The organism is Calidithermus timidus DSM 17022 (assembly GCF_000373205.1).
Classification (GTDB): Bacteria; Deinococcota; Deinococci; order Deinococcales; family Thermaceae; genus Calidithermus; species Calidithermus timidus.
The window spans coordinates 119,179-136,552 of the sequence record NZ_KB890688.1 but is presented as its reverse complement, the minus strand read 5'-3'; the positions used below and the strand labels follow the sequence as shown (position 1 = coordinate 136,552).

Below are 17,374 nucleotides of genomic sequence, written 5' to 3'. Positions count from 1 at the left end.
ACACCCCTCCCTGACGGTCGACCGCCCCGCCTTGGTGGGGCGGCGTCACCATTCGGTGACGAACTAACCGAATCTGGTATAACACCCAGCGTTCCCCGCTAAAAATCGATCCCCAGTTTGTACCGCCCGCTCCTGCCCTCCTGGTCGAGCTCGAGCTTGAAGCTCAGGTTGTTGCGCTGGTAGCGGGCCTCGATCTTGGTGGCCTGGTTCTTGCGCTCCAGGGTCCAGCGGCTCCAGCCGGCTTTGGAGAGGAAGTCGTGGAAGTAGGCGTAGATGCGGTCGAGGTCGGCAGTGCTCTCGAACTGGACCTCGCTCGAGCCACCGCTCTTTTCCTCTCTTTTGAGAATGCGGCTGCCGGGGTAAGCCGGCAGGCCGAGCCGGCTGTTGAGCAGGGTGGGGGATCTGTCGGGTTCGGGTGCGGGCGTGGGCTGCACCATCAGCACGCACGACGAGAGTAAAAGCAGCAAAGGCACAAACAAAAGTCTCATGAGCTCGAGTCTAAGCGGCGAAGATAAACGCTTGCTGAGCTATGGCTTTGAAGGCACGTCTCCGACGCTTCGGAGCGAATTGGCCCAAAGCACGATAGACTTTGGGGCATGGAACTGGCGATGATCGGCCTGGGACGAATGGGCGGCAACATGGCCCGTCGCCTGCTGCGGGCGGGCTTTGACGTGGTGGGCTACGACCAGGCCCCCGAAGCGTCGCGGGGGCTGGAGGCCGAGGGCCTCACCGTCGCTCCCTCGCTTTCGGCCCTGCCTACCCTGCTCCGTTCCCCGCGCACGCTATGGCTGATGCTCCCGGCGGGGGACGTCACCGAGGCGGCGCTGAAAGAGCTGGCGGGTGCGCTCGAGCCCGGCGACCTGGTGGTCGACGGCGGCAACGCCTACTACAAGGACTCGCAGCGGCGCGCGGCCTGGCTGGCCGAGCGGGGTATCCTCTTCGCCGACGTGGGGGTCTCGGGCGGGGTGTGGGGCCTCGAGAACGGCTACGGCCTGATGCTCGGCGGTGCGCCGGAGGTGGCGCGGCGGCTCGAGCCGGTACTGCGGGCTTTGGCCCCCTCCCCCGACCTCGGCTGGGTCCACGCCGGACCGGTGGGGGCCGGACACTTCGCCAAGATGGTCCACAACGGCATCGAGTACGGCATGATGCAGGCTTTGGCCGAGGGGCTCAACCTGCTGCGCAGGAAGCGGGAGTTCGGCTTCGACTTAGCCCGTCTCACCGAGGCCTGGCGGCACGGGACGGTGATCAGGAGCTGGCTCCTCGACCTCACGGCGCAGTATCTTGCCGGCGACCAAGACCTCGCCGACATCGCTCCGGTGGTGGCCGACTCGGGCGAGGGGCGTTGGACGGTGCTCGAGGCCGTCGAGCTGGGCGTGCCCATCCCGGTGATCACCCAGTCGCTCTACACCCGCTTCGAAAGCCAGGACGAGGAAGACTACGACGAGCGCTTGCTGGCGGTGATGCGTAAGATGTTCGGTGGGCACGGGGTGAGGAAAGCCCAAGCTGAAGGGGAGCACGGACAATGGTGAGACTTATGGCGTTTGGTCTTCGGCTTTCGGCCCTCGAGGCGCTCAGGGGGCGCTCATGATCGATCTGGTGATCTTCGGCGCAACCGGCGACCTGGCCGCGCGCAAGCTATTTCCGGCGATCTACGAACTCGAGGCCGCGGGCTACCTGCCCGAGGAGCTGCGCATCGTGGGGGTGGGCCGCAAGCCCTGGAGCGAGCACGAGTTCGAAAAGAGCGTGCGTGAAGCCCTCGCCGAGTTCCAGCAGAACCCCGAGGCCGAGGTGGTGGAGCGCTTCATCCGCCGCACCACCTACCGCCAGATGGACTTCTCGCCCCAGAGCTTTGAAGCCCTGGCCAAAGACAGCGCTCCCTCGAGCATCTTCTACCTTTCCCTCCCCCCCGACGCCTTCCCCGTGGTGGGTACCGGGCTGGGCGAGGCCGGGCTGGCCCGTGAGAAGGGCAACCACTTCCGTCGCCTGGTCATCGAGAAGCCCTTTGGCCACGACCTCCAGAGCGCCCTCGAGCTGCAGGCCACCCTGACGAAGTACTGGGACGAGAGCCAGATCCTGCGCATCGACCACTTCCTGGGCAAGGAGACGGTGCAGAACATCCTGGTCTTCCGCTTCGCCAACTCCTGGCTCGAGCCCTTGTGGAACGCCCAGCACATCGCCCAGGTGCAGATCACCGCCGCCGAGAGCATCGGCATCGAAGGACGGGGGGCTTTCTACGACAAGGTGGGGGCGGTGCGCGACATGATGCAAAACCACATGATGCAGCTGCTCACCCTCTCCGCCCTCGAACCCCCGCCCCGCCTCGAGGCCGACCTGCTGCGCAATGAGAAGAACAAGGTCTTGCGCTCGGCCCGTCCCCTCTCCTCCGGCGACATCGTGCGCGGCCAGTACACGGGCTACCTGGAGGAGGCCGGGGTGAGGAGCTCCAACACCGAGACCTTCGCGGCGCTGCGGCTATACCTCGACAACTGGCGTTGGAAGGGCGTGCCCTTCTATCTGCGCACGGGCAAGGCGATGAGCAAGAAGCGCACCACCATCGCCGTGCAGTTCCGCGAGCCGCCTACCCAGCTCTTCACCGACACCCACTGCGACCCCGGCTCGAGCTGGGTGGTGCTCGAGCTTCAGCCCAACGAGTCGCTGCACCTGGAGATGCAGGTCAAGACTCCCGGCTTGCAATTCGGCTCCAGGCCCGTGGTGCTCTCCACCCCCTACAGCAACGGTGACGCTCACGAGCTCTCGGCCTACGCTACGCTGATTTTGGACGCGCTGGAGGGTGACGCCAGCTTGTTCATCCGCTTCGACGAGGTGGAGTGGGCTTGGCGCCTGATCGAGCCCGTGCTCGAGGCCAACCAGCCCGTCGAGCGCTACTCCGTGGGCTCCGATGGCCCTGCCGGACAGCACTACCTGATGGAAGATCACCACCGCTGGCGTAACCTCTGAGTACCCGCAGCTATGAGCATCCACGTCCAGACCTTTCCCACCCCCCAGGCCGCCTCCGAGGCGCTCGCCCGCCTGCTGGCCGAGCGCCTGTCGGCCGGGGGCCGCGCGGTGCTGGGCGGGGGCAACACCCCGCTGGCCGCCTACCGAGCCTTCGGCCAGGCCGACCTTTTGTGGAACCGCCTTCAGCTCATTGCCTCCGACGAGCGCTGCCTGAGCGAGGGCCACCCCGAGCGCAACGACGTGCAGATCGCCAAGGCTATCGGCACGACGGTTCTACCTTACACGCTGCACTCCTTCCAGGCCGAACTGGGGCCCGAGCGCTCCGCCGAGCTGAGCGAGGGACTGGTAGAGTCCTTGCTGCCCTTTGACCTGGTGACGCTGGGCCTGGGGGAAGATGCCCACACCGCCAGCCTGTGGCCGCACGTGGACCTGGGCAGCGAGCGCCTGGTGCTGCCGGTTCATGGCGCCCCCAAGCCTCCGCCCGAGCGGGTCTCGCTGAGCCCCAAGGCCCTTTCGCAGACGCAATTGGTGGTGTACTTGGTGACCGGGGCGAGCAAGCGCGAGGCCCTGGCGCGCTTCCTGCGCGGTGAGGACGTGCCTCCGAGCCGGATTCGAGCGCCCGAAGTGCTGGTCTTCGCCGACGAGGCCGCGTATCCTGGCGAAGTATGAACCTTGTGGTTTTGTGCACCGTTCCCGATGAGGACTCCGCCCACCGCATCAGCCATACGCTGGTGGCGGAGGGGCTCGCCGCCTGCGTGAACGTGCTGCCCCGCCTGACCTCGGTCTACCGCTGGGAGGGTGAGGTGACGAGCGGCGAGGAGCTGCTGCTGATCATCAAGACCCGCCAGGAGCGCTACGCCGCCCTCGAGGCGCGCGTGAAGGAACTCCACCCCTACACCGTACCCGAGGTCATCGCCCTGCCCATCCAGCACGGCTCCAAGGACTACCTGGACTGGCTGCTCCAGAGCACCCGGTAACCACCTACCCGGCGAGTATGCTGTTCTCGCGCTCGACCTCCCCATGATTCGCGCCAAACAACTCGCCAACGGCATGACCTGCGGTCCCCTCCAGGCGCAGGTTTGGGTAGATGTCGAGACGCCAACCCCGGAAGAGGTGGCCTTTCTCACCGCGCAGTACCCCATCAACCCCCTCGCCCTCGAGGACGCCCAGGAGATCGGGCACTGGAGCCGCTTCGAGCAGTACCCCAAGCACCTGTTCCTCATCTTCCGCACCCTCGAGACTCCCCACACCGCCAAGAGCCGCACCGAGCGGGTGAGCTACTTCTACTTCCCCCAAAGCCAGGTCCTGCTCACCTACCGCAACGAACCCGTGGAGTACATCGAGAGGGCCTGGGAAAGCTTCCGGGGCGGGAGCTGCTTATGGTTGTGGCAACAGCTCCTCGACCGGGGGGTAGAGACCTTCTTCGCCTACGTCGAAGCCCTCACCGACCGCCTCGAAGACCTCGAGGAACTCGCGCTCGACGGCAACGACACCAACCAGATTCCGCGCCAGGTCTTCGCCAACCGGCGGGAGGTGCTGCGCATAAGGCGGCTGGTGTCGCAGGCCCGCGAAGCCCTGCTGCACCTCGAGCGCCTCCCCGAACTCGGCAGCGATGCCTACCTCTTCCGTGACCTCACCGATCGCATGGGCCGAGTCTACGAGGGCCTCGATGCCGCTCGAGACGAACTTTCCAACGTGCTCGAGGTCTACCTCTCCGCCCAGAGCAACCGCCTGAACAAGGTCGTGCAGGCCCTCACGGTCATCTCGGTGCTCTTCCTGCCCATGACCTTGTGGGCCGGGATTTACGGCACCAACTTCGACAGCTTCAGCGAGTACCACTGGCCCTATGGCCGGCTGTTCTTCTGGGGCGGGCTGGTGGTGATCGCGGGTTTGCTGGCTTGGTGGATGAAGCGCCGGGGCTGGTGGTAGCTGCTCACCCCTCGCTCTTCCAGGGTCGTTTGCTCCTGGCTTCCTGTGCTAGACTCTTTCGGTGCGGCCACACGGGGATGGCAAAACCCAGCCGACTACACCCGAGCGCGACCCGCAGGCGGTGAGGGCGATGTTCAGCCAGATCGCCCCGCGCTACGACCTGCTCAACCGCCTCCTCTCCGCCGGGGTGGACCAGAGCTGGCGGCGGGCTGCCGTGCGTGAAGCCCTGAAGCACTCCCCCAAACGGGTGCTCGACCTGGCTTGCGGCACCGGCGACTTGACGCTGCTGCTCAAGAAAAGCGCCCCCGAGGCCGAGGTGGTGGGCGGGGACTTCGCACCGCCCATGCTCGAGCTCGCCCGCGCCAAAGCCCAAAAAAGCGGGTTGCAGGTGCGCTTCCAGGAAGCCGACGCGCTGAACCTGAACTTCCCTGACGAGCACTTCGACGCTATCACCATCGCCTTTGGCTTTCGCAACTTCGCCGACTACGAGCGCGCCCTGGCCGAGCTCTACCGGGTGCTGCGGCAGGGTGGGCGGCTGTGCATCCTCGAGTTCCCCCCGCCCCCCAAAAGCGGGCTGGGCGTGCTTTACCGCTTCTACTTCACCCGCGTGCTGCCCTATGTCGGTGGCTTGATCTCGGGTAACGCCGCCGCCTACCGCTACCTGCCCGCTTCGGTAGAGCGCTTTCCGGCTCCCGAGGTGCTGCGAGGGATGATGGAAAAAGCCGGTTTCAGGGTGCGATACAGGTTGTTCACCGGCGGAATTGCCGCGCTGCACGTGGGAGAGAAGTGAGGATGGCAAGGAGTAAAATGGCCCTGCGTTCAAACAAGAGTAAAACCCGCACCAAACCCAACATCCCCACCCCGAGCGGCTTGGTGATCGATCCCCAGCGACTGTTGTTCGAGGGCCTCGAGGCCGGTTCCTTCCCCAACCTCGAGCACCTCAGCCTGGCCCGCGAGTTCGCCCGCGAGAGCGCCGAGGGCCGCTGCTACGAGAACGGCCTGATCCGGCTGTGGCACGGTCCTCAGGGGCTTTACTACGAGTTCAAGGAGTTCCCCGTGGCCTTCTACGGCAGGCTGGGGGTGGTGAGTGGGGAATACCTGAGCGAGGCCGAGGCCCAGGAAATCTTCTGGGAAGACATCAGCAAGGCCACCAAGGGCTACGGTGAGACCGTGGTGTTCTACACCGAGCGCCTGATGCAAAGCGAGCAGGACTTCTACATGGCCTATACCTACGAGAACTTCCGCATCGAGCGCGGTGAGGCCCGTTTCAGCCTGCCCCTGTTCATGCGCTTCGAAACCGAAGAGGGCCTGCGGCTGCTGATGCGGCTCGAGCAGGAGTACCTTTGCTTCTGGTTGCCCAAGGGCCAGCCACTGCCCAGGGGCCTGCTGGCTTGAGCAAACGCCGAACCCCGATGTAGACCTATCGTGTTCATCACGCTGCACCGCCAGCGTAAATTACCGCCTACGGCAAGCGGCAGCCATAGGCGGTATTCGTGGGAAGCACTCTAGTGCATGTGGCCTTCAGGAGCGTGCACGTGGCCGTGCTCGAGCTCTTCCTGGGTGGCGGCGCGGATGCTGGAGATGGTCACGTCGAAGTTGAGGGTTTCGCCCGCGAGGGGGTGGTTGAAGTCGATGGTGACCTCGTCCCCCTCCACCTCCATGATCCAGAAGGGCAGCACCTGGCCGTTTTCGTCCTGGGCAAAGAGCTGCACGCCGGGCTCGAGGGGAGCGTCCGGGGGGAATTGGTCGCGGGGGATCACCCGCACGCCCTCGGGGTCTTCCAGGCCATAGGCCTTCTCCGGGGGAACGCTGACCTGGAGCGAGTCGCCGACCTTTTTGCCCTCGAGGGCCTCCTCGAGGCCGGGGATGATGTTGCCATACCCATGCAGATAGGGCAGCTCGCCCTGGTCGATGATCTCCCCCTCGACCCTGAGGACGTAACGAATGGTCACCACGTGGTCTTGCGTTGCAATCATCAGCACACCCATCCTGCCCGGCGGCAACGGAATCTTCCGCGGGCATTCAAACGCCTGAGTTTACCACCCTGGCGCAACGTAAATGGTCGCCGCCTCGCTTTTGGGTTTTGTGCCTGCCTGCACGCCATTTGACCGCCGCGGCCGTATGCTGGGGGACATGTTTGTCGAGCACGTCATCGGCAAGACGCCTCTGGTCAGGCTGCATAGGGTCGTCGAGCCCGGCATGGCCGAGGTTTTTGTGAAGCTCGAGGGCTCCAACCCCGGCGGTTCCATCAAGGACCGCCCCGCTTGGTACATGGTGCGTGACGCCGAAGAGCGCGGCATCCTCAAACCCGGCTCGGGACAGGTCATCGTCGAACCCACCAGCGGCAACACGGGTATCGGCCTGGCGATGGTCGCCGCCAGCCGGGGCTACCGGCTCATCCTGTGCATGCCCGCGCAGATGTCCGACGAGCGTAAGCGCACGCTGCGGGCTTATGGAGCCGAGCTGGTGCTCACCGACCCCGAACGACGCATGCTGGCCGCGCGCGAAAAGGCCCAGGAGATCGCCATCGAGACCGGGGGTTTCATGCCCGACCAGTTCGCCAACCCCGCCAATATCCGCGCCCACTACGAGACTACCGGCCCCGAACTCTTCGCTCAGATGGAAGGCCGCATCGACGCCTTCGTCTACGGTTCGGGCACCGGGGGAACCATCATGGGCGTGGGGCGCTACCTGCGCGAGCGCATTCCCGGCATACAGATCATCGCCTGCGAGCCGGCCCGCTCCAACGTGCTCTCCGGCGGCCAGATGGGGCAGCACCAGTTTCAGGGCATGGGGCCGGGGTTCATCCCGCCCAACCTCGACGTGCGGATGCTCGACCGGGTGATCCAGGTTTGGGAGGAGGAAGCCTTCCCGCTGGCCAGGCGCCTGGCCAGGGAGGAGGGGCTCTTCCTGGGCATGAGCAGCGGCGGTATCGTCTGGGCCGCCCTTCAGGTGGCCAGGGAGCTGGGCGAGGGCAAGCGGGTAGTCTGCATCAGCCCGGACTCCGGCTCCAAATACCTCACCACGGCGCTTTACGCCGAGGAGGACTCGAGTGTGGCCAGGCCATCGGTGGCGGAGGAGCAAGGACGTTAAGGGTCGGTCGTACGCAAGCTGCCCTCCCCGAAATCCAAACTCCTCCCACTGCCCGTACAGCAGGGTGGAACCAAATGGCGCGCCAGGTTCTCGAAACAGGAGGACAGACATGAAGCGTTGGATTGGCGTTCTGGCGGTGCTTGCCGCCCTTGGTATCGGTGTGGTGCTGGCCCAAAGCGTCATGAAAGCCCCACCCAATGACCCTTACGTCAACGTCAGTGAGGCCCTCAAGGGTGCGCTGCCCAACTTCATCCCTGGCTTGGGCACACTCTACGTAGACCCCAAAAATCTGCCCGAAGGGCCCTTCCTGGCCTACGACAAGTCAGGACGTCTGGTGAAGGTGGTGTTCATGGTGCCGCTGGAAGAGCTGGGCAAAAAGAAGTACATAGACATCGGCACGGCTGCGCTCAAGGGGCTTGGCGTGACGGCCAAGGTTGATCATGTCAACATCATCCCCTCCGGTGCCCACCCCGGCGTGGAGAAGCCCCACGTGCACATCGAGCTGGTGCTGGTGAGCCTCGAGCAGGAAAAGAAGCTTCTCGAGGGCGAGCCCTACTGAACCCATCCTCTCTCAGGCCCCTCCTCGTTGCGGGGAGGGGTTCGATCAGGTGCCCTCCTGCCAGGAAGCCAGGTAGCGCTCCTGCTCGGGGGTGAGCCGGTCGATGCGAACGCCCATGGCCTCGAGCTTGAGCTGGGCGATTTCCTGGTCGATGGCCTCGGGAACGGGATGGACGCCCACCTCGAGCTTCCCCCCCTTGAGCATGTACTCCACCGAGAGGGCCTGGTTGGCGAAGGACATGTCCATCACCGCGCTGGGGTGACCCTCGGCAGCGGCCAGGTTGACCAGGCGGCCCTCGGCCAGCAAGTTGATGCTGCGCCCGCCCTCCACGGTGTACTGCTCGATGAAGGGGCGGCCCACACGCTTCTCGCGGGCGGCGGCCTCGAGCGCGGGAATGTTGATCTCGACGTTGAAGTGGCCTGAGTTACAGAGGATGACCCCGTCCTTCATCAGCGCGAAATGCTGCGCGTCGAGCACGTTGATGTTGCCGGTGACGGTGATGAAAATATCGCCGATGCGGGCGGCCTCGAGCATGGGCATGACCACGTAGCCGTCCATGGTGGCCTCGAGGGCCTTGAGCGGGTCGACCTCGGTCACCACCACGTGCGCTCCCATGCCCCGTGCGCGCGAAGCCACGCCCCGCCCGCACCAGCCGTAGCCCGCCACCACCACGGTCTTACCCGCCAGAAGCACGTTGGTGGCGCGGATGATGGCGTCCAGGGTGCTCTGACCGGTGCCGTAGCGGTTGTCGAACATATGCTTGGTCTGGGCGTCGTTGACGGCGATGACCGGGTAGGAGAGCACCCCCTCGGCGGCCATGGCCCGTAGCCGGATCACGCCGGTGGTGGTCTCTTCGGTGCCGCCAAAGATGCCCGGCAGCAGGCCGCGGCGCTCCTTGTGGATGAGGCTCACCAGGTCGCACCCATCGTCCATGGTGAAGTGGGGCTCGTGGGCCAGGGTGGCCTCGAGGTGGGCGTAATACGTCTTGGTGTCCTCACCCTTGATGGCGTAGACCGGGATCTCATCGTGGACCACCAGCGAAGCCGCCACGTCGTCCTGGGTCGAGAGCGGGTTGGAGGCGCACAGAGCCACCTGGGCTCCGCCCGCCTTCAGGGCCCGCACGAGGTTAGCGGTCTCGGTGGTCACGTGCAGGCAAGCCGCGATGCGAACGCCCTCGAGCGGCTTCTCCCGGGCGAAGCGCTCGGCGATCTGCCGCAGCACCGGCATCTCCTGCGCGGCCCAGTCGATGCGATCCCGCCCCATTTGGGCGAGTTCCAGGTCCCGAACGTCGTAGTCCTTGACGGCCACGGTTTCCTCCTTAGCATCCCGGTGTGGGTGCCTCCAGTGTACCGGGTCGTAAGGCGTTAAAGACCCCGCCGGTGTCTTGTGTAGGGCGCTACGCGATCTCCACCGTCTCCTGCACGATCACCCCGCGCTCGAGCACCTCTCGGGCCAGTTCGCGGGCGGTGGCCAGGTCGTGGTCGCGCCAGTTGCCGCACTCGAGTTCCGAAACCCCCGGAATGCCCTCGCCGTGGTTGAGCACGTCCTGCAGGCTTTGCTCGAAGGCTTCCCTGACCCGCTCGGGGCCGATCTCACCCAGCGCCACCATGTAGAAGCCGGTGCGGCAGCCCATCGGGGAGATGTCCACGATGCCCTCGAGGTGGGCACGCATGTACCCGGCGAGCAGGTGCTCGAGGGTGTGGATGGCCCCGGTGGGCATGGCCCCCTGGTTGGGCTGGATAAAGCGCAGGTCGTACTTCTCGATGCGGTCACCTCTGGGCGTGAGCTTGACCCCGGCCAGCCGCACGTAGGGCGCGCGCACCTTGGTGTGGTCGAGACGAAAGGATTCGACGCTCACATAATCCGACATGGCCACAAGTTTAGGGCTTCGGGGGTGAGGCAGGGAGCCTCGAGGTCACGTTTGTCGTTGGCAAGGGCAGGCCATGGGTTCAGCTGCGCAGTTTGCGCCACAACTCAGGCGTGAAGAGCGAGAAGACCGCGATCAGTTCGATGCGACCGGCCCACATCTGGAAGATCATCGTCAGCTTGGACAAAGGGTGCAGCTCGCCGTAGTGGGCCATTGGTCCCACCGTACCCAGCCCCGGCCCGATGTTGCCCACAGCGGCGGCGGAAGCCGTGAAGGCCACGACGAAATCTTCCTCGAGCATCCCCAGCACCACCGCCCCGAAACCAAAGAGCATCACATAGAGGGTGATGAAGGCCGCCACCGAGCGCATGGCGTCGTCGGTAAGGCTTTTCTTGCCTACCCGCAGGGGCAGCACCGCTTGGGGGTGCAGCACCCGCATGAACTCACGCCGCACGATGGCCCCCACCACCAGCCAGCGAATGACCTTGATGCTCCCCCCCACGCTCCCAGCGCTCCCCCCCACGAACATCAAAGACACCAAGATGACCTGGGCCGGGACGACCCACCGCGCGAAGTCGGCGCTGGCGAAGCCGGTCCCGGTGATCAGCGAGGTGACCTGGAAGTAGGCGTGGCGCAGGGCAGGCTCTATGTCGTAGTTGTGGCGCAGGTAGAGGGTGAGGGCCAAGGCCAGTCCAGCGAAGAGCACGATCAGGCCATAGGCGCGGAACTCGGGGTCGCGCAAGGGCGCGCGCAGTTCGCGCCCGAAGAGCACCCGGTATTGCAAGAGCAGGTTGACCCCGGTGAGAAACATCGCCCCTGCCGCCACCCACTGGATGAGGGGACTGTAGGCAGAAAAGCTCTGGGGGTTGGGGCTGAAGCCTCCTGCGGATACGGTGGAGAGGGCGTTGGTGATTGCCTCAAAAGGGGACATACCGCACAACAGATAGGCCACCAGGATCACCGCCGTGAGGGTCAGGTAAACCCTTAAGATGGCCTGGGCGGTCTGCCGCAGCTTGGGGGTGAGCTGTTCTTTTTGCACCCCGGTGATCTCGGCAAAAAACATCTGCCGACCGGCCACCGCCAGGTGGGGCAACACCACGATGAACAGCGCCAAAATACCCATGCCGCCAAACCACTGGATCAGGCTACGCCACAAGAACAGCCCATAGCCCCAGGTGCTGAAGTCGGTGAGCACCGTGGCCCCGGTGGTGGTGAAGCCGGACATGGCCTCGAACAGGGCATCGAGGTAGGACATCCCGCCCGAAACCCAGAAGGGCACCGCCCCCAGCACCGGGATCATCAGCCACAAAGCCGCCACCGTGAACAGGGCCTCGGCCCGACTGGGCTCGCCGCGGACGCTTCCCAGACGGCGAAAGAGCAGCCCCGTGCCGATCCCCAGCGCCGCCCCCAGCACAAAACCCAGCGCGTCCTCGCCGTAGAATCCATCCACCACGCCCAGCAGGCCCATGACGGCGCCCAGGCCCAGAAAAGCCGTCCCCGTGACGTAGGTCGCCACCGGGATGGGCAAGAGGGGAGCCTCAGCCGACCTTCGCCAAGACCGCATCGGTGACCTCACGGGCGGAGAGAACGAGAAGCTTATCACCTGGGTTGGCGCTGAGGTTGGGCTCGGGCAAGAAGACCCGGCGCTCGCGCTCGAGGGCTACGGCCACCGCCCCTTGGGGCAGCTCGAGCCGACTCAAGGGCTTGGAGCGGAAGTCAGGGGGGAGCTCGAGCTCCATGAGCTCCACCCGGTCTTCGATCAGGGCCAGGTGGTCGATGTTGTCGGGCAACAGCCAGTCGAGCACCTCGCGCACGGCGGCCAGGCGTGGGGTCATGGGGATGTCGATGCCCACCCGCTCGAAGAGGCGGCGGTTCTCGGTTCGGTTGACGCGGGTGATCACCTTGGGCACACCCTGCTGCTTGGCGATGAGCGACACCAACAGGTTTTTCTCGTCGTTCTCGGTGACGGCCACCAGCACGTCGGTGCGGTCGAGCCCCTCCGACTCTAAGAGCTCGAGGTTGGTACCATCGCCCTCGAGCACCCAGGCTCCGGGCAGGTTCTCGGCCAGCCAGGCGCAGCGCTCGGCGTTGTGGTCGATGATGGTGACCTCGAGGCGGCGCGCCAGGAGCTCCTTGGCCGTCATGTAACCTACGTTCCCCCCGCCCACCACCATCACCCGCCGCACCCCCCGGCTGCGCTTGGAAGCGAAACAAGCCTGGATGGCGTCGAAGCCGGAGTGGGTGGTCATGAAGAACAGGCGATCTTCGGGCTCGAGGAGCAGGGTTTTGAAATCAGGGTCGGTGGAGGCGATGAACTGTTCCTCCCGCAGCACCCCGGCCAGGAACACCCCCTCGGGCCAGTCCAGCAGGGCTATCTCCTTCCCGGCATAAGGGCCGCCCTCCTGCACCCGGTATTCCACGAAGTGCAGGCGACCACCCGCCACGGACTCGGCATCAACGGCGCCGGGTACCTGGATCACCTCGACGATCTCCTTGGCCAGCGAGCGCTGGGGCCACAACACCTTGTCGATGCGCGTGCCCAGGATCTCGACGGCACGGGGGTCATTGAGGATGTCCATGTAACTGGCCTTACCCACGAAGCACAGCGTCTCCTTGCTGCCCAAACCCTTGGCCAGCATACAAGCCAGCAGGTTGACCTCGTCCCAATTGGTTGCGGCCACGAAGACATCGGCCATGTCCACCTTGGCCTCGCGCAGGATCTCGACGTCGGTGGCCGAACCCACCAGCACCTGTACGTCGAGCTGGGCCAGCTTCTCGCGGGTTTCGGCCTCACGGTCGATGACCACGATGTCGTGGACGGTGTGAAGGGCTTTGGCGATCTGGCCGCCGATCTCACCTGCGCCTGCAATGACGATGTGCATAGCTCAGCTCCGCTGAAGGCCCAGGACCAAACGCCAGACGTCGAACGCCCAAGGGGGCGTACGACGCGGGGCGCATGGCGCAGGGCACTGCATCAAAACGACCTCAGCTTACAACCGGATAAGGCTGTCTGCCACGCCCATAACCGGGACATTGGGCTTCCAGGACAGCGCCCGGGTCATCTCCCCGTAGAGGTCGTAGGTCTGGGCCTGGGTGATCCTTACCTCGATGAGGTCGCCAATCTTGACCGTGCCGTCGGTTTGGGCGTAGACCAGCCCGTCGATGCCCGGGGCGTCGTACTTGCTGCGGCCCACCACCTGCCCCGGCAACTCGCCGTACTCATCGACGATGACCTCGAGCACCTGCCCCACCCGCGCGCGGTTCTTCTGGAGGCTCACGCGGCCCTGCAACTCCATGAAGCGGGCCCTGCGCTCCTCCTTGACCTCCTCGGGGACGTGGCCCCCTAAGGCGTTGGCGTCGGCTCCCTCCACCTCGGAGTAGGTGAAGCAACCCACCCGGTCGAGCTTGGCCTCGGCGATGAAGTCGAGGAGCAATTGGAAATCCTCCTCGCTCTCGCCGGGAAAGCCCACGATGAACGTGGAGCGGATGGCCAAGTCGGGGGCAATGGAGCGCCACTCCTGGATGGTCTTGAGGTGGCTCTCGGCCCCGCCGGGGCGGCGCATGGCCCGCAGGATGCGGGGGCTGGCGTGCTGGAGGGGGACGTCGAGGTAAGGCAGCAGCTTGCCCTCAGCCATCAAGGGGATCAGCTCGCGCACGTGGGGGTAGGGGTAGACGTAGTGCAGGCGCACCCAGGCTCCCAATTCGGAGAGTTCGCGCACCAAGTCCACCAGGTGGGCCCGCACCTTCTTACCCGCGTAGTCAGACTCGCGGTGGCGGAGGTCCACGCCGTAGGCCGAGGAGTCCTGAGCGATGACCAAGAGCTCCTTGGTGCCGGTGCTCACCAGCCGGGTGGCCTCGAAGAGCACGTCGGCGGCGTCGCGGGAGACCTGCAGGCCGCGCAGCTTGGGGATGATGCAGAAGCTGCACTTGTGGTTGCAGCCCTCGGCGATCTTGAGGTAGGCGTAGTGGCGTGGGGTGAGCTTGACGACGGGCGGGACGAGCGCGGTGAAGGGGTTGGCGTCGGGCGGGGCGACTTGGTGCACGGCGGCGAGCACCCGCTCCACCTCGCCGGGACCGGTGACCTCGAGCACCTGGGGGTGCGCCGCCTTGACGACCTCGGGCCTGGCCCCCAAGCAGCCGGTGACGATCACCTTGCCGTTTTCAGCCAGGGCCTCCCCGATGGCCGAGAGCGACTCCTCGACGGCCGGGGTGATGAAGCCGCAGGTGTTGACCACCACCACATCGGCCCCCTCGTAGGTGGGGGAGGTCTCGTAGCCCTCCGCGCGCAAGCGCGAGAGGATCTGTTCGGAATCAACCAGCGCCTTGGGACAGCCCAAGCTCACGAAGCCAACCTTACCTGCCATACGCTCCTTCGGGTTCGCCTTGGCGAACCGGCAACTTCCCGAGTATAGCAGGTACCTTCCCAGCCTCGGTGCTTCAGATCCCCGACTCCCGCCAGTCTTCCACCGCCAACCCCACGACCCGCCGATACCCCCGCACGTTCCCCGAAACCACGATCAGCCCATGCACCAACGCGGTTCCCGCTACCAGCGCGTCGTAAGCCCCAATAGGCTGGCCCTGCCGCTCGAGCGCGGCGGTGGCCCGCGCCTCCGCGAGGCCGTAGGGCAAGACCCCAACGGCCTCGAAAAGGGCGGCTACGATCGGCTCCACCCTCGCCCTGCGTTCGGGCTTGCGTTGAAGCCCGAACTCGATCTCCGTGGCGGCGTGGCCTTGAACCGCCCCAACACCGTCGGGTGACGGCGGACGAAGAAGCCGATCGTGTCCGCGTCGAGGAGATAACGCATCAGAACAGCTCCCGCGTTTCGGGGGCTTTGAGGTCGGCCCGGCTCAGCCCGAAGGCCTCGGGGTCATAGGGACCGGAGAGCTCGAGGGTCACCTGCGGCCAGCCTCGCCCTCTTCTTTCCTCACAGGGCACGAGTTGCGCGGCAGGCTTCGCTTTGCGGGCAATGACGACGGTCTCTCCCCGCTCCACGGCCTCGACGAGCCTGGAGAGGTGGGTTTTTGCTTCATGCAAGTTGACCTCCTGCTTAGCTAACCCTCTGGCTCAAGGAACCGCTGGCGAGCAAACGAAGGAAAATCAGTGAGCCTTGGGCCATCGTCCCCGACGCAGATATCCACTATGGGCCATGAGCCGTGGGGCAGGTCATCTGGGCCGCGCCACCAGCGCCCCCGCCACCAGCAGCGCCGCCCCCAGCGCGAACCCCAGCCCCAGCGACTCGCCCAGCAGCGCCCACCCCAGCAGCGCCCCCACTGCGGGCTGGGCGAAGAAGGCGATGCCGCTGAGCACCGAGCCCGCTCGAGCCACCGCGTAGACCCACAGCGTGAAGGCCACCGCCGTAGACACCACGCCCAGGTAGAGCATCCCGGCGGCGATCCCCAGGCTCACCTCCCCTACCGGCTGACGGGCCAGCTCCCCGGGAACCAACGGCAGCAGGGCCAGGCCCCCCACCAGGCTGGCCCAGGCTGAGACCAGCGCGGGGTCGTAGCGGCGCACGGTCTGACCGCCGATGAGGCCCAGGATGCCCCAGGTGAGGGCGGCCAGCAGCAGCCAGAGGATGCCGGGCAGGTTGGCCTCGCCGCTGCCGGAGAGCGCCCAGACCCCCAGCAGGGCGATTCCCAGACCCAGCCAGGCCCGGGCCGTAACCCGCTCGAGGCCCAGCAGCGAGGCCAGGGCCACCGTGACCAAGGGCGAGGCGGTGGTGATCAGCGATCCCAGCGCGGCCCCAGCCAGAGCAGTGCCGATGAACTGCGCGGTGATGGAGAGGGCATAGCCCACCAGCCCCATCGCCAGCACCCGCCCCCACAGCACGCGAGGCAACCGCCAGTCGCGGCCCAGCAGGCGCAGGTATAAAAGCATCGCCATGAAGGCGATCGCCATGCGTATAGCCACCAGGGTGATGGGTGGGACGACCTCGAGCACCACCTTCGACACCACGTACATCCCGCCCCAGATCGCCGATGCCAGCACCCCAGCCACGAATCCCCGCTGTACGTCGCTCATAGTCCCCCAAGAGTCTATCGGGATTGCGACGAAGGGGCATATGTCAGGGGCTCGAACGTGCTACGTTAACCCGGTTATGGCAGACGAAACTGACCCGAAGACCCAACGCCAGTACGAGGAAAAGCCCACCCGGCGCATGGTGGACCTGGATCCCGCCGGGCTCATCAGCCGCAAGGCCCCCGACCAAGCCAAGCGACAGTTCCTCAACTACAGCTTCTACAAGCTCGAGCCCGCCTTCCGCCGCCTGAGCAAGGAAGAGCGCGAGGCGGCCAAGGCCGAGTTCGCCCAGGTGTGCGAGTGCTGGGCCCAGCGCGGCGATGGCTTCATCCTGCGCAGCTACAGCCTGGTGGGGCTGCGCGCCGACGTGGACTTCATGCTCTGGCGCATCTCCTTCGACGTACGCGACTTCCAGGCCATGCAGCGCGAGCTCAACCGGACCGTCCTGGGCGGCTACCTGAGCCAACCCTACTCTTTCCTCTCCATGCAGAAGCGCTCGATCTACGTCGATCGCTTCAACCCCGAGGGCGAGGGGGTCCACCTGCGGCCAGGCGAGGGCAACTACCTCTTCGTCTACCCCTTCGTGAAGACTCGAGCCTGGTACAACCTCTCCCCCCAGGCCCGCCAGGGCATGATGGATGAGCACATCTACGTCTCCGCGCCCTTCACCGGCGTCACGCTCAACACCAGCTACTCCTACGGCATCGACGACCAGGAGTTCGTGGTGGCCTTCGACTCCAACTACCCCCAGGAGTTCGTGGACCTCGTCCAGCGCCTGCGCTTCACCGAGGCCAGCCTCTACACCCTGCGCGATACGCCGATGTTCACCTGCGTGAAGAAGGACATCCGGGAGGCGTTGGACGACTTAGCCTGAGCACCCGGCGACGGTCGATGGCTGCTGAACACAAGGCGTATAGCGTCTTGCCCATCGCGCAAGGCGCATGACATA

Annotated in this window: 19 protein-coding genes and 1 pseudogene; 10 read left to right on the top strand and 10 right to left on the bottom strand. The window is 65.6% G+C overall.

The genetic code is table 11. The annotated features are described in order from the left end of the window. Nucleotides 1–98: 98 nt before the first annotated feature. Entirely contained in the window at nt 99–488 is a 390-nt protein-coding gene (locus tag B047_RS0103865; protein WP_018465640.1) for a hypothetical protein, read from the bottom strand. Nucleotides 489–566: 78 nt separating this feature from the next. Here B047_RS0103865 and gnd point away from each other — a divergent pair, with 78 nt between their 5' ends. From gnd to B047_RS0103830, 7 genes are all read left to right on the top strand, one after another. Then, on the top strand, nt 567–1,529 hold the full coding sequence (gene gnd, locus B047_RS0103860) for a phosphogluconate dehydrogenase (NAD(+)-dependent, decarboxylating) (protein ID WP_275052765.1): 963 nt from the start codon (nt 567–569) through the stop codon (nt 1,527–1,529). Nucleotides 1,530–1,584: 55 nt separating this feature from the next. Then, entirely contained in the window at nt 1,585–2,958 is a 1,374-nt protein-coding gene (gene zwf / locus B047_RS0103855) for a glucose-6-phosphate dehydrogenase (RefSeq protein ID WP_018465638.1), read from the top strand. 12 nt (nt 2,959–2,970) lie between these two features. After that, a complete protein-coding gene (locus tag B047_RS0103850) occupies nt 2,971–3,627 on the top strand; it encodes a 6-phosphogluconolactonase (RefSeq protein ID WP_018465637.1) in 657 nt (218 codons plus the stop codon). Next, nucleotides 3,624–3,935: a divalent-cation tolerance protein CutA gene (gene cutA, locus B047_RS0103845; protein WP_018465636.1), complete on the top strand. Its 312-nt coding sequence runs from the start codon at nt 3,624–3,626 to the stop codon at nt 3,933–3,935. Before B047_RS0103850 ends, cutA begins: the two co-directional genes overlap by 4 nt. A gap of 43 nt (nt 3,936–3,978) precedes the next feature. Continuing rightward, nucleotides 3,979–4,887 (top strand): magnesium transporter CorA family protein, encoded by a 909-nt coding sequence (locus B047_RS0103840; protein ID WP_018465635.1) that lies wholly within the window; start codon nt 3,979–3,981, stop codon nt 4,885–4,887. A 61-nt stretch (nt 4,888–4,948) separates the two neighbouring features. Further along, nucleotides 4,949–5,677, top strand: coding sequence for a bifunctional demethylmenaquinone methyltransferase/2-methoxy-6-polyprenyl-1,4-benzoquinol methylase UbiE (ubiE, locus tag B047_RS0103835; RefSeq protein ID WP_275052678.1), 729 nt, complete (start codon nt 4,949–4,951; stop codon nt 5,675–5,677). A 17-nt stretch (nt 5,678–5,694) separates the two neighbouring features. After that, complete coding sequence (locus B047_RS0103830) at nt 5,695–6,282, top strand: hypothetical protein (RefSeq protein WP_018465633.1); 588 nt, start codon at nt 5,695–5,697, stop codon at nt 6,280–6,282. A 110-nt stretch (nt 6,283–6,392) separates the two neighbouring features. On the opposite strand, the gene B047_RS0103825 is transcribed toward B047_RS0103830, so the two are convergent. Continuing rightward, nucleotides 6,393–6,863, bottom strand: coding sequence for an FKBP-type peptidyl-prolyl cis-trans isomerase (locus B047_RS0103825; RefSeq protein ID WP_026234556.1), 471 nt, complete (start codon nt 6,861–6,863; stop codon nt 6,393–6,395). Between the two features lie 157 nt (nt 6,864–7,020). Between B047_RS0103825 and cysK the strand changes: the two genes are divergently transcribed. Both cysK and B047_RS0103815 read left to right on the top strand, forming a co-directional pair. Next, nucleotides 7,021–7,980, top strand: coding sequence for a cysteine synthase A (gene cysK / locus B047_RS0103820; protein ID WP_018465631.1), 960 nt, complete (start codon nt 7,021–7,023; stop codon nt 7,978–7,980). 109 nt (nt 7,981–8,089) lie between these two features. Next, nucleotides 8,090–8,539 (top strand): hypothetical protein, encoded by a 450-nt coding sequence (locus tag B047_RS0103815; protein ID WP_018465630.1) that lies wholly within the window; start codon nt 8,090–8,092, stop codon nt 8,537–8,539. A 45-nt stretch (nt 8,540–8,584) separates the two neighbouring features. On the opposite strand, the gene ahcY is transcribed toward B047_RS0103815, so the two are convergent. From ahcY to B047_RS0103775, 8 genes and pseudogenes are all read right to left on the bottom strand, one after another. Next, complete coding sequence (ahcY, locus tag B047_RS0103810) at nt 8,585–9,847, bottom strand: adenosylhomocysteinase (RefSeq protein WP_018465629.1); 1,263 nt, start codon at nt 9,845–9,847, stop codon at nt 8,585–8,587. Between the two features lie 88 nt (nt 9,848–9,935). Beyond that, nucleotides 9,936–10,409, bottom strand: a complete 474-nt coding sequence (locus B047_RS0103805; protein WP_018465628.1) for an S-ribosylhomocysteine lyase — start codon at nt 10,407–10,409, stop codon at nt 9,936–9,938. 79 nt (nt 10,410–10,488) lie between these two features. After that, entirely contained in the window at nt 10,489–11,970 is a 1,482-nt protein-coding gene (locus tag B047_RS0103800) for a TrkH family potassium uptake protein (protein ID WP_026234555.1), read from the bottom strand. Continuing rightward, on the bottom strand, nt 11,945–13,288 hold the full coding sequence (trkA, locus tag B047_RS0103795; RefSeq protein WP_018465626.1) for a Trk system potassium transporter TrkA: 1,344 nt from the start codon (nt 13,286–13,288) through the stop codon (nt 11,945–11,947). Before trkA ends, B047_RS0103800 begins: the two co-directional genes overlap by 26 nt. A gap of 108 nt (nt 13,289–13,396) precedes the next feature. Further along, nucleotides 13,397–14,770 carry a 30S ribosomal protein S12 methylthiotransferase RimO gene (gene rimO, locus B047_RS0103790; protein WP_018465625.1) on the bottom strand — a complete coding sequence of 458 codons (1,374 nt, stop codon included), beginning with the start codon at nt 14,768–14,770 and terminating at the stop codon, nt 13,397–13,399. Between the two features lie 73 nt (nt 14,771–14,843). Further along, a pseudogene (locus B047_RS17155) lies at nt 14,844–15,143 on the bottom strand (PIN domain-containing protein); the annotation flags it as partial. 67 nt (nt 15,144–15,210) lie between these two features. Next, on the bottom strand, nt 15,211–15,441 hold the full coding sequence (locus tag B047_RS17465) for a type II toxin-antitoxin system Phd/YefM family antitoxin (RefSeq protein ID WP_084784925.1): 231 nt from the start codon (nt 15,439–15,441) through the stop codon (nt 15,211–15,213). A gap of 129 nt (nt 15,442–15,570) precedes the next feature. Further along, nucleotides 15,571–16,428 carry a DMT family transporter gene (locus tag B047_RS0103775; protein WP_018465622.1) on the bottom strand — a complete coding sequence of 286 codons (858 nt, stop codon included), beginning with the start codon at nt 16,426–16,428 and terminating at the stop codon, nt 15,571–15,573. 76 nt (nt 16,429–16,504) lie between these two features. Between B047_RS0103775 and B047_RS0103770 the strand changes: the two genes are divergently transcribed. After that, a complete protein-coding gene (locus tag B047_RS0103770; protein WP_018465621.1) occupies nt 16,505–17,299 on the top strand; it encodes a chlorite dismutase family protein in 795 nt (264 codons plus the stop codon). The last annotated feature ends 75 nt before the right edge of the window (nt 17,300–17,374 follow it).